Source organism: Pseudoclavibacter sp. CFCC 14310 (assembly GCF_008831165.1).
In the GTDB taxonomy this organism is placed as follows: Bacteria; Actinomycetota; Actinomycetes; order Actinomycetales; family Microbacteriaceae; genus Pseudoclavibacter_A.
In genome coordinates, this window is record NZ_WBKC01000001.1 from 178,446 (window position 1) to 191,450 (window position 13,005).

The 13,005-nt window shown below is 68.3% G+C and carries 6 protein-coding genes; all 6 read left to right on the forward strand.

The window, feature by feature from the left end; translation table 11 throughout:
* Window positions 1-32: 32 nt before the first annotated feature.
* The 6 genes from F8O06_RS00785 (at window position 33) to F8O06_RS00810 (ending at window position 12,965) form a co-directional block, all read left to right on the forward strand.
* Entirely contained in the window at window positions 33-1,157 is a 1,125-nt protein-coding gene (locus F8O06_RS00785; RefSeq protein ID WP_158037030.1) for a serine/threonine-protein kinase, read from the forward strand.
* The gene (locus F8O06_RS00790; protein WP_158037031.1) at window positions 1,154-7,090 is read left to right on the forward strand and encodes an Ig-like domain-containing protein; all 5,937 of its coding nucleotides are present in this window, start codon (window positions 1,154-1,156) and stop codon (window positions 7,088-7,090) included. Before F8O06_RS00785 ends, F8O06_RS00790 begins: the two co-directional genes overlap by 4 nt.
* A 64-nt stretch (window positions 7,091-7,154) precedes the next feature.
* Complete coding sequence (locus tag F8O06_RS00795; RefSeq protein ID WP_158037032.1) at window positions 7,155-8,129, forward strand: AAA family ATPase; 975 nt, start codon at window positions 7,155-7,157, stop codon at window positions 8,127-8,129.
* The gene (locus tag F8O06_RS00800; RefSeq protein WP_158037033.1) at window positions 8,126-9,475 is read left to right on the forward strand and encodes a DUF58 domain-containing protein; all 1,350 of its coding nucleotides are present in this window, start codon (window positions 8,126-8,128) and stop codon (window positions 9,473-9,475) included. Before F8O06_RS00795 ends, F8O06_RS00800 begins: the two co-directional genes overlap by 4 nt.
* Window positions 9,472-11,994: a transglutaminase-like domain-containing protein gene (locus F8O06_RS00805; protein WP_158037034.1), complete on the forward strand. Its 2,523-nt coding sequence runs from the start codon at window positions 9,472-9,474 to the stop codon at window positions 11,992-11,994. The genes F8O06_RS00800 and F8O06_RS00805 overlap by 4 nt, the downstream gene beginning before the upstream one ends.
* Entirely contained in the window at window positions 11,991-12,965 is a 975-nt protein-coding gene (locus F8O06_RS00810; protein WP_158037035.1) for an FHA domain-containing protein, read from the forward strand. The genes F8O06_RS00805 and F8O06_RS00810 overlap by 4 nt, the downstream gene beginning before the upstream one ends.
* Window positions 12,966-13,005: the final 40 nt, after the last annotated feature.

Sequence of the window (13,005 nt, forward strand, 5' to 3'; positions counted from 1 at the left end):
CTTAGAATCGCTAGAGACTTCGGGAGGGTGACATGGGCAAAAGACTGCCGTCCGCTCCTCCTGCGCTTTCCGGCTGCACCTATGTGCGTCCACTGGGAACCGGCGGCTTCGCCGATGTCTTCCTGTTCGAACAGGACATGCCCCGTCGCCCCGTCGCAGTGAAAGTGCTGCTCTCCGACGTCGTCGACGAAGACGTCGTGCGCATGTTCAACGCCGAAGCCGACGTCATGGCGCGGCTCAGCTCGCATCCCGCGATTCTCAACGTCTATCAGGCGAGCATCGCACCCGACGGTCGCCCCTACCTGGTCATGGAATACTGCCCGACGGGCGTCTCCCCGGCCTACCGCGAACAGGTGCTGCCGCTGCCGACGGTGCTCGACATCGCGGTGCGCATGGGCAGCGCGCTCGAGACCGCACACCGGGCGGGGGTGCTGCATCGCGACATCAAGCCTTCGAACATCCTCTTCACCTCGTTCGGCACGCCGGTGCTCGCCGACTTCGGCATCGCGACCTCGCTCTCCGGCCGCCACGCGACCGATCTGTTCGCCATGTCGGTGCCATGGAGTGCCCCGGAGGTCGTGCGCGAGCAGACGAGAGGCACGGTCGCCACCGAGGTGTACTCACTGGCCGCGACCGTCTACACCCTGCTGGCCGGGCATTCGCCGTTCGAGATACCGGGCTCTGGGCGCAACTCGGCAGACCGGCTCAAGGCGCGCATCGTCAAAGGCCGCATCACGCCGATCAACCGCGAAGACGTGCCGCCCGTGCTGCAGCAGCTGCTGCAGCGATCGCTGTCGACCAATCCTGCCGAGCGGCCGGCGACCGCGCTCGAGTTCGCCCGCGCGATCCAGCAGATTCAGCAGCAGATCGGCGTCGTGCCCACGCAGCTCGAAGTGGCTTCGTCAGAGTGGGCGGGCGCCGGGTCGGTGCTCGGGTTCGATGACGCGGCGCTGCGCGGACCGAAACGTGCGGCTGTGCCGGTGGCCTCGGGCCGGCGGCGGCACGGGCGCAGCGTGCGCGAGCTGGCGACGCAGACCGAGGTGGTCGATGAGGCCCGAGGCGCTTCGGGGCGGGGCCGACTGTGGCTCTGGTCGGGCGTGACCGCTGCGCTCGTCGTGATCGCGGTGGCCGTCACCGTCTGGGTGGTCGGGCAGTGAGCCCGGCGGGGGAAGGCGCGGTCGGCGTCGCAGGTGCGAACGCCGGCCTGCAGCGCCTGCTGCGCAGCCGGTGGACGCGGTGGATCGCGCTGTTGGTGATCGTCTCGCTGGCAGCGGTGGGCGTCATCGTCTGGCGCGGAGTGCCCACCCAGCAGGCCGACTTGGGAAACCCCACAGTGTGGTCGGTCAACGGTCGGGGTCCGCTCTACGGGCAGGTCAACACCGACGTCACCGAATTGGGGGCGATTCACGCGGGTGACCCGAGCGCGTTCAAGATCAGCGGTGTGCTGCAGAGCGGCTCCGACGTCGTGCTCTACAGCGATCAGCAGAAGCTGAAGACGGTCGACCCGACGAATCCGGTGAGTGTCGACGACCCGCAGGATGTCACGGCGGCGCCCTTCGACGCCGATGTGATCGTGCCCTCCGGCGGCTACGTCGCCTTTCTGAACCGCAAGACCGGCACGCTGGGCGCGGAGTCGATCGGTGATCTGGCCAGAGGAGTCTCGCCGTCGCCGATCAATCGGCGTGAGGGCGATGAGACCGAACGCTTCGTGGCCGGTGCCGTCACCGAGCGGGGGCGCCTCTTCGGGCTGAGCAGCGCGGGAGACCTCGTCGAGTTCGACGTCACCAGCGACAAAGAGGTCGCTCGCCGGTCGACCGACGGACCGACGTCGGGTGACAAAGTCGAGATGACGGTCTTCGGCGAGCATTGGGCCGCCCTCGACCACAGCGACAGCGGTGCGACGCTGTGGATCGACGGCACCCAGGTGGATGCTCAGCTCGGCGCGGGTGCACGGCTGGCCGTCGCCGATGCAGAAGCCGACCAGCTTGCGACATCCGACGAATCGGGGCTGCGCACCTTCGACGCGCACGGCTCTCACGGCGACATCAGCGTCGATGCGCAGGGCGCTCCCGCCGCCCCGGTCTGGGAGGCCGGCTGTCTGCATGCCGCCTGGGGGTCGGGCAGCGCGATGTCGGTCTCGGACTGCGGCGGTGATTCGCAGTCGCTCGACGTGCCGACTCAGGCGGCTGTGAGCGCGAGCCAGCCGGTGTTCCGACGCAACAACGGCGGCTTCGTGCTCAACGACGTCGCCTCCGGGCTGATCTGGCAGCGTTCGGGCGACGACTGGACACTGGTGCCGTCGTCGGTCGCCTGGCAGCGTGATGACGACCAAGAAGAGACCAGCGACGCGCAGCAGAACCAGGACGCCCGGCAGAATGAGTGCCCGATTCCGGCCAGCGGCGCCAACGCCGAGTTCGGCGTGCGGCCCGGGCAGCTCACCACGATTCCCGTTCTGGTGTCGGCACTCGATCCGAATCCGCAGGACACGATCTCGATCGTGCCGTCGGCCGACAGCCCGAAGTGGAATGCGGGCGGTCTCGGCGATCTGTCGGCGGTCAACGACGATCAGGCCGTCGCGCTCGCGCCGACGGCCGCCGAGGGCAGCGGCACGATCGGCTTCGTCATCACCGACGGCTCCGACTGCCGGGTGAACGCCGAGGCCAAAGTCACCGTGCACCCGATGAGCGAGAACAGCGCACCGGAGTATCGCGCGGTCAACGACCAGTCTTTGGCCAACCTGCAGGTCGCTCCCGGCGGCTCACTGCGGTTCAACGGGCTGAACGGATGGGTCGATCCCGACGGCGACCCGGTCTACGTGACGCAGGCCACCGCATCCGTCGGCACCGCCGCAGCCACGCCGTCGGGCATGATCGCCTACAAGGCCGACGACGACCAGCCCGCCGGACGCGTCGTGATCACCGTCGAGGTCTCCGACGGCCGCGGCGGCGTCGCGACGCGAGACGTGCCGGTGACCGTCGCCGACTCCCCGCTGCTCAAGGCGCGCTCGTTCTCGCGCACGGTCACTGTCGGCACCTCGCCGTCGATCGACCTCAGCGAGTTCGTCAGCGGTGTCTCGGGTGGTGGCGTCGAGGGCAGCCGCGTCGAACTCAGCCGCGCCACCGTCGACGAGAGCCTGCAGTCGAAGGTGCGCGTGCAGCCCAGCAGCGACTCGCTCTCGGTGAGCGTTATGGCGAGCGAGGCCGGAGTCTACCCGGTGACGTATGAGGTGAAGTCGGGGTCGAGCCAGGCGACCGCGACGATGCTGATCACGGCCAGTGCCGCCGAGAACAAGATGAGCACCCCGCCCATCAGCGTGTTCCTGCGGCCCGACGAAGACGTCACTGTTGATCCGCTGCAGCCGGTGAGCAACCCCGGCGGGCGAGTGCTGATGGTCGGCGACGGCCAGCAGTACTCGTTGGCCGACCCGAGGTCGTCGCTCAATGCGGCGGCCGTCGGCGGAAGCTCGCTGCGGGTCAGCGGGCAGACTCCCGACAAGCTCCCTGGCCGCATCGGCACGTTCACCTACGCGGTGACCGACGGGGCGCAGACGATCACCGGTCAGGCGACGGTCTTCCAGCTCGACGAGAGCCTGTCGACGAAGCCGGTCGCCGTCGCCGATCAGGTGACGGTGCGGGCGGGCGATCAGATCGACATCCCGGTGCTCGACAACGACGTCGCCCCGGCGGGAGGCACTCTGATGCTCGACCCGCGGCAGACCACCGACGATCTGCCGGGTCTTGCCTTCCCCTCTGGCTCAGTGCTGCGCTATCTGGCGAGTGACACGCCGGGCAGCTATACGATCGACTACCGGACGTATTCCGCGGGACACCCGGGAGAGGGTTCGATCGGCCGAGTGAACGTGCGGGTGACCACCGAGGACGGCAACCAGCCGCCGACCCCCAAGAACATCGACGCTCGTGTCGAGGCGCGCAGCAGCACGATGATCAGCGTGCCGAGCTTCGGCGTGGATGCCGATGGCGACGACGTCAGCGTGGTCTCGGTCACGCAGCCGGGACAGGGTGGGTCGGCGCAGGTGCTCGCGGACGGGCGGGTGCAGGTCAGCAGCACCGATGACGCCGGGCCGATCGAGTTCGACTACACCGTCGCCGATTCGCGCGGAGCGACCGGTACCGCGCACATGCGGGTCGGTGTCATCACGAACACCACGCTGGCTCCCATCGCCTACAACGACTACGTCGAAGCCGCTCCCGGCACCGATGCCGTGACGATCGATCCGACGCTCAACGACACCCGCGTCGGCGACGAGAAGCTCGAACTGCAGTCGGCCGACGAAGTGGTGTCAGCGGCGGCAGAGGGTGACGCGGCGCGATCGCCGGTCGAGGTCTCTGACAACACGGTCACGCTGCACCCCGGTCGGTCCGTCGGCAAGACCGTCTTCACATACACGGTGCAGAGCGCAGGCGGCAGCACCGCCACTGGAAGCATCGTGCTGAACGTCACCAACGACGCCCTGCCGCAGTACCCGGTGCTGGTCGACACAGTGATCGGCGCCGGAGAGATCGACGGCGACTCGTTCGGCGCCGACGTCATCGCCAACAAGCTGGTCTGGTCGGGCCCTGACCTCTCGATCGAACTGCGCGGATCTCCCGACGGCATGCGTCTCGACGGCGATCGGGTGCAGGGGTCGCTGAGCGACCACCGGCAGATCGTGCCGATTTCGGTCACGGCGCCCAAAGGCGACGCCGAACAGGCCCCGCAGACGTGGGCGTTCGTCCGCGTGCCGAAGAAAGACGCCCTCCGGCCGCAGCTCAAAGACCCGACCAAGGTGTACGAGGTGCGCGAGCAGCAGCAGGTCTCGGTGAATCTCGTCGATGAGATCGGCCGGCTCAGCGGTCGCACGCTGCAGGTCAACGCGGCCCGGGCATCCGGCGCACGTTCGCAGGCGACCTGCTCGTCATCCGGCACCACGGTCACCTATGCGGCCGGCGGCGACAGCCAGGTCGAGCGTGACACGTGCAGCGTCGAGGTGCAGTGGGCCGGCGACGACGGCACCCGCAGCACTGTCGCTCTGCCGATGAGGATCACACTCGACAACCCGCCGCCCGAGATGCGCGCGCAGCAGATCGCGGTCGTCGCGCCGGCCGAGTCCAAGACCGTCTCGCTGACCGACTCGGTGCAGTGGACCGACGACAAAGGCAAACTCGGCTTCCAGTGCGGGCCGGCGTCTGGCGCGCCCGGTGTCACGGTGACCTGCAGCGGCTCTTCGGCGACGATCACGGTCGCCGCCGACGCGCAGCAGGGGTCAGTGGCCGGCTTCGACGCGAAGATCGTGTCGCCGTCGTTCGCCCCGCAGCCCGGTGCGAGGCTCAGCGTGCAGGTCGGCACGCTGCCGCCGCAGACGCTGTCGGCGGCCGGCCTGTCGATCGATGTCTCGGAGGGCGACGGCGGCGCGGCTTCGGGCAGCGTCGACGCGCTGGCTCCGAACGGTTCGATCAGCAAATATCGCCCGGTCGAGCTGACCGGTGTGAGCTTTGCCGGCGCCGCAGGAGTGACCGCTTCGATCAGCGGCTCGAACATCTCGGTGCAGGTCGCGGCGAACTCCCCCGGCGGCGTGAAGAGCGGCACCTACCAGGTCAGAGACGCGCAGGGGAACACCGGTCAGGGGCGCATCGAGGTCAACTACCAGGCGCGGCCGAACAGGCCGAGCGTCAGACTCGACACGGTCGGTGACGGCACGGTCACACTGGCGATCGCCCAGAGCGAGACGCTGAGCGTGCCGGCCGTGACCGGCTTCAACGTGACCTACGGCGGCGGCTCGAAGAACTGTGCCGTCGGCGGCACCTGCACCATCGGCGGCCTCAAGAACTTCGAGAACCAGACCTTCACCGTCGCTGCGGTCAACGACGTCGGGTCGTCGCGTGAGACGGCGTCGGTGTCGGGCTTCGCGTACAAGGCGCCGTCGACGCCCAGCATCGGCACCGTCGCACCCTCTGGCGACCGCCAAGCGAGGATCGAGGTCAGCGTGCCCGACGACAGCGCCTCGACCATCACCCTGACCAGTGAGAGCGGCAGCTCCTCCGGGCTGGGAGGCTCGGGAGGAACCACCACCATCGGCGTGAACAATGCGCCGACAGGAGTCACCGTCACCGCATCCGCCCGCGACGTGCCGACCGGACTCCGCCAGGCGCCCGCAACCACCGCAGGCACCGCGACGACCTCTGCCTACGGCGTCGGCAAGCCGGGCATCTCCGGCGTCTCTGCGTCGGCCCAGAACGGTTCGGTCTCGGTCACCGGCGACATCAGCGCCCAAGGCGGTCAGACCAAATACTGCTGGATCGTCAACGGAGAATGCAGACGTGAGGGGTCTGGCGGCAACGCGGCGACCACGTTCGGCCCGAGTGACCTGAAAAAGAACATGCCGAACACCTTCGTGCTGCAGGCCGAAGGTCTCGACGCTGAGGGCAGAAGCGTCGGGTGGGACACGACATCGCAGTCGAACAGTGTCTCTGCGACACCGATCACATTCCCCTCGAGTGCAGGCAGAGTCAAGTATCGGGTGAACAACGACGGCACGTTCGGCGGTCTGGCCGACAGCGAAGACGACGGCTTCACTGCCGTGGGCGAGGGCCCGCTCCCGAGCGCATCGAATCAGAGCTACACGATTCGATGGAGATTCTCCGACGGCACGACCGACAGCCAGACCTACACCGTCGGCCCAGCCGGCAAGCCGCAGTACCCCTTCTCCATCGGGGAGTCGAGCGGCTGGCAGAGCGGCACCGTGGAGCACACCTTCACCAGTGCGGCAGAGTGGACCTTCACGCTGCCTGCGATGCCGACCGTCAATGCCTCGAGCGGTGACTACGAGGTCACGGTGCAGTACCGCAAAGGCGGCGGGAGCTGGCAAGAGCTGGAGGCAGGCACCACATCTGTCAAGCTGCCCGAGGGCACGGCGACCTACACGTTCCAGTGGTCCGTGAAGTTCAAGAACCAATTGGAGAATCCGAATTCAGCCGAGCGGCAATTCACCCTGAAGACGCAGGCCTATGAGCCGCCTGCCCCTGCCCCGGAGCCTGAGCCTGAGCCTGAGCCTGGAGGCGGCGAGGGCGGCAGACCCGCGACCACCCCGTGACGCTCGTGATCGCCACACGCGGTCAGCGCGAGGTCACCAAGCATCCATCGAAACAGGAGAACGCATGAGCAGCAGCATCACCGCCGGGCAGTCGGCGTGGTTCGGCGACACCTTCGGGCGCCTCGTCGACAACGTCGAGCAGGCGATCGTGGGCAAACGCCACGTCATCGAGCTCGCCTTCACCGCGCTGCTCACCCGCGGGCACCTGCTGCTCGAAGACGTTCCGGGCACCGGCAAGACCGCGCTTGCCCGGGCGCTCTCGCGCACCGTGCAGGGCACTTCGTCGCGGGTGCAGTTCACCCCGGATCTGCTGCCTGGCGACATCACCGGCATCAGCGTGTACGACCAGAAGCGCGGTGAGTTCGAGTTTCACAAGGGCCCGATCTTCGCGAACATCGTGCTCGCCGACGAGATCAACCGCGCCTCGCCGAAGACCCAGTCGGCGCTGCTCGAGGTCATGGAAGAAGGGCAGGTCACCGTCGACGGCGTCACCCGGCCGCTCGACAGGCCGTTCATGGTGATCGCGACGCAGAACCCGATCGAGCAGGCAGGCACCTACCGCCTGCCCGAGGCGCAGCTCGACCGCTTTCTGATGAAGACCTCGCTGGGCTACCCCGACTCGGCGTCGACCCGTCGCATCCTCGAAGGCGCCGCCGTCACCACCGATCAGATTCCCGGCATCATTCTGCCCAAGGCCGTCAACGACATGATCGCGCTCACCGCCGGTGTGTTCATCGAACCGGTGCTCATCGACTACATCACACGGCTGGTCGAAGCGACGCGTGACGCGGCGCAGACGAGGCTGGGCGCCAGTGTGCGCGGCGCTCTCGCACTGGCCAACGTGTCGCGCACCTGGGCGCTCGCACACGGGCGCAACTTCGTCACGCCAGACGACATCAAGGCGCTGGCTCTGCCGGTGCTCGGGCACCGCATCATCCTCGACCCCGAAGCCGAGTTCGACGGCGTCACCGCCGACCAAGTCATCGGGCAGGTTCTGCTCGACACCGCTCCGCCGACGCAGGGGGCTGCCCAGTCGTGACCTTCGACCCCAGCACTCGCACCTCGACGCGCACCGAGACCGTCACCAGCTTCGCGCAGGGCAGCGTCTCGACGCGTGCTCGCGCACGGCTGAGCGTGTTCGGCGCGCGTTCCGTGCGCAGGGCCCGGCGGTGGATGCGGCATGCCGTCCGGTGGCTCGGCGAGACCGTGACGGCGGCGGGGTGGGTCGCCGTCGCGGTCGCCGTTCTGGCGACGCTGCTGGGGCTGAGCCTGGGGATCGTCGAGTGGCTGGTCGCCGGGCTCGCCGCATTGGTGCTGCTGCTGATCGGATCGGTGTTCCTCTTCGGGGCGAACGCCTACCAGATCGACCTCGGTGTGCTGGAGGATCACGTCGTCGCCGGTGACGAGGTGACCGGCGACATCACCGTCACGAACGTCTCGCGGCGGCCTGTTCTGCCGGGGCGTCTGGAGATTCCCATCGGCGCCGCCCTGGCCGAGACGCACGTGCCCCTGCTGCTGGCGGGAGCCACGCATGCGCAGCGCATCGGCATCCCCGCCCAGCGTCGCGGCGTCATCGCCGTCGGGCCGGTTCGCTCGGTGCGCGCCGACCCCATCGGACTGCTGCACCGTGACATTCAGTGGACCAAGAGGCACACGCTCTTCGTGCACCCGAAGACCGTGTCGCTGCCGACGACCGCCAGCGGCTTCGTGCGCGACCTCGAAGGAACGCCCTCATCGGTGCTGGTCAGCGACGACATCTCGTTTCACGCCGTTCGCGAGTACATGCCGGGAGACGCCCCGCGCAACATCCACTGGAAGTCGACGGCCAAGACCGGCACGCTCATGGTGCGTCAATACGAAGAGACGCGTCGTTCGAAGGTCGGCGTCGTGCTCGGCATGGCAGCTGACGACTTCGCCGCCGACGATGAGTTCGAGCTCGCGGTGAGCGCCGCGGCGTCGATCGGCGTGCGTCTCATTCGTGACCGGCGAGATCTCGACGTGGTGGTCAGCGCAGAGGTGCCCGAGTCGGCCCGGCGAGTCATCCGGTCGGCACGTCGGCTCAGCACGTTCACGCCGATCACTCTGCTCAACGACTTCAGCGGGGTCGACCGCAGCGCCCAGATGATGCGCCTCGACGAGGTGGCCACGCTGACCGCCCAGCAGATCGACGGGCTGTCGCTGGTGTTCATGGTGTGCGGCTCGTCCCTCTCACTGCACGATCTGCAGACGGCAGCGCACCGATTCGGTCTCGACACCGCGGTGGTCGTGGTGCGCGTCGACCTCGACACCGAGCCCGGGGTGCAGCGCATCGGCGACATCACCGTCTTCACGCTGGGCGTGCTCGACGACCTTCGGCATCTGATGGCGAGGGTGGTGCAGTCATGAGTGACGTGGGTCAGGCGCGGGCCGTCTCACGTGCACAGCTGGTCGCCACTCTGGTGTTCACCAGCGTCGTGCTGGCGCTCGTGATCATCGGTTCCTGGCCGATCTATCGCAAACCCACCCTCTTTGTGGCCGGCGCAGCGGCGCTCGTCGCAGGTCTGGCCGTCGGACTCATCATCGTGCGGCGGCGCCTGCGGGCACTGCCGGCACTGGCACTCGCGCTGGCGACCTACGCCGTCGTCGGGCTGCTGGCAGCGGTGCCGTCGACGTGGTCGGCGCTGCCGGCCACCTTGGGTGACGGCGCGCTCGAGGTGCTGACCGCTCCGGTCACGGGCTGGAAGAACCTGCTCACGATCACGATTCCGGTCGGCGACTTTCAGGGCATGCAGCTGCCGCTCTTTCTGGTCGTCTACGTTGCGGCCCTGCTCTCTGTGCTCTTCTCGCTGCGTCTGGTGCGGTTCTGGGGGCTCGCTCTGGCGGCGCTCGCGGTGGCGCTGCTCTTTCCGACGGTCTTCGGCGCGCGCGCCGCCGCCGAGACGGTGACGGTGCCGCTGCTCTCCCTGCGTGCACCGGTGCACCTGATCTGCGGCCTGCTGGGCCTCGGCCTTCTGCTGGCCTGGCCGATCGTGCGGCAGCGACGGCAGCGCCTGGCCGCTCGCGTCGCCTACGTCAGCGATGTGCTCGGGGATGCCGAGGGCGAGACCGCTCGAAAGTCGACCGATGCCGCGAAGGTCGCCGTCGCGTCCTCAGGCAGGCGCGCCGCACGACTGCGACGGATCGCTCTGGCCGTCGGCATGGCCGTCGTCGCCGCGGTGGTGGCCGGAACGGTCAGCGGCCCGCTGCTCGGCGACCGCGATCGCATCGTCGGCCGCAGCGTCGTCGAACCCGAGACGCAGGTTCCGCCGCTGAACAGCCCGCTGGCGGCCTTCCGCCGCAACTTCACCGCGGCGCATCTGAACCAGACGCTGCTCAGCGTCAGCGGCGACGCACCGCAGCGGCTGCGGTTCGCGACTCTCGGCGAATACGACGGGCAGGTCTTCCGCACGGCAGATCCCGAGCAGAGCAACAGCGCCGACACCGCGTTTCGCCGGGTGCCGTTCGTTCTTGACACCGCTGGCGCGACGCGCGACGCGACGGTCACGGTCGGTGACTACCAGTCTGTGTGGGTGCCCCTCGGCGAGCAGCTCGAGCAGCTGCACTTCGACGGCGGCGACCAGCGGTCGCTCGGCAGCCGGTTCTTCTTCAGCGACCGTCTGCAGTCGGGCCTCCAGCTCGCCGATCGGGCGGGCCAGCAGGGTCTTCGCTCGGGCGACGAGTACACGTTCTCGTTCGCCCCGAACGACGAGCAGCCGTCGTCTGAGGTGGGCCCGGGAGTCGGCTCGGTCGACGGGGTCAGCGCCGATCTGATGCCCGCGCTCAACGAGTGGGTCGCCCAGAAGCGCGAGGGCGGGGCCACGCTCGGCGAGGTGCAGCGGCTGAATCGGCTGCTCATCCAGCGCAGCTATCTGGGGCACAGCAAGGATGATCCGGGCCACGATGAGAACAGCTGGCTGCCTCGGGACTATCAGTTTCGCAGCAGCGACGCCGGGCATACGCGTGCACGTATCGACGGGCTGTTCGCCTCTATGCTCGATAGCCGCTATCTCGACTGCTCGAGCACGGTGTCGCAGTGCGCGGCCACGGTCGGCGACCAAGAGCAGTATGCGACGGCGACCGCGCTCGTCGCGCGGGTGGTCGGCTTTCCGTCTCGGGTCGTCTACGGGGCGAAGGTCGACGACGACGGCCAAGTGCGGGGCCGGGATGTCACGGCCTGGGCAGAGGTGCTCACCAGCGACGGTCGGTGGGTCGCCATCGACGCCGACCCGCGCACCGACAACCGCTTCGTCGAGAACCCAGACCAGAACGCGTTCAAACGGTACAGCCCGACGACGGCTCAGCAGAACGCAGGGCAGGTGCCGCCGCCGGACAAAGACCCGTCGGGGGGAGACCTCGGGTCGGATGTGGCCAGCGGCAGCCAGACACTCGCTCAGGTGCTCGCGATCGTGCGCCTCGCCACGACGGTGCTCTTCTGGGCTGCGCTGATCACGCTGCCGCTCTGGGGAGTGCTGCTGCTCAAGCTTCTGCGACGTCGCCGTCGTCGTACTCGGGGCACCGCTGACCAGCGCGTCGTCGCCGGCTGGGACGAACACGTCGACAACATCGTCGACGCCGGGGGCAGCGCGCCGATTCGGGCCACGCGACGCGAGATCGCCGAGCCGTTGAGCAGCGAGCGCCGACAGCTCGCCGACCTCGCCGACTGGGCGGCGTTCTCTGGAGTCGCACTGAGCACCGAGCAGGCAGCGGAGTACTGGCGACTCGTCGACGCCGAGCGTGCTCGGATGGTGGCGGGCAGAACCCGCTGGCAGCGGTGGAAGGCGCGGTTGTCGCCCAAATCGCTGACAGGATATGTTAGACGCGTGCGCATTCTCGCACAGGTGCCCCAACGTTTCCGCTTGGGGCTGGGAAGAGGAAAGACAAGATGACGAATCCGCAGTTTCCCTCGTACGGATCCAACGACTGGACCGGTGGTCCTTCCCTCGCCCAGCAGGCGGCCGATCCGGCCACCTCGCCGGAGCAGATGCGCGTCATCATCCAGCAGGATCCCTCGCTCTCCGCGGTCGTGGCGGTGAACCCGAGCGTCGATGACGCGCTGCGAACCTGGCTGTGGGAGTACGGCGGCGACGACGTGCGCCAGGCCATGACCGATCAGTACGAGCAGGCTCTGCAGGCGCAGCAGACACTCGCGACGCAGGCGACGGCCGACGACGGCTTCGGTCAGCAGGAGGTCGTGGTCGAGCAGGTCGTGCAGGCAGCGCAGGCCCAGGCGCAGACGGACTCGTGGTACCAGGAGTCGGCCCCGGTGATCGACTCGGTGCCCGGGTTCACGGCTGCGCAACCGCCAGCCGATGGGGCTTTCGGCACGCCGCAGGCACCGGCACAGGCATTCGCGGCAGAACAGCAGGCGCCGTTCGCCGAGCCCCAGCATGCGCTCGAGCCACAGCCCGCTGCACAGCAGGAGTCCCCGATCTTCGGCGGTGCTGAGAGCTTCGGCTCGACGGGCTTCGGCACCGCCTCCGACGTCGAAGACGACGACGTCGAGAAGACTGTGCTGGTGCGCCGCAATCATCGTCCGGTCAGCCGCCTGCTGCTGGAGTCTGGTGACAGCGTCGAGATCGAGGCCGATGTGGCGATTCTGGGACGCAACCCACGAGGTGAGTTCAGCCGACGTGATCAGATCGTGCGCATCCCCGATTCGCACAAGACGATCTCGAAGACGCACGCCAAGCTGGAATGGGTCGACGGCGGCTGGTTCATCACCGATCTCGAGTCGACGAACGGCGTGACGCTGGGCACGGCCGACGATGAGGTCGAGATCACCCCGAACACCGCGACTCCGCTCGACGGCCCGTTCGCGCTCGGGCTCTACCGTATGGAGCTCAAAGTCGATCGCTGATCGCGGCCAGGCGCCAGCCGATCAGAGCTTGTGCGACGGG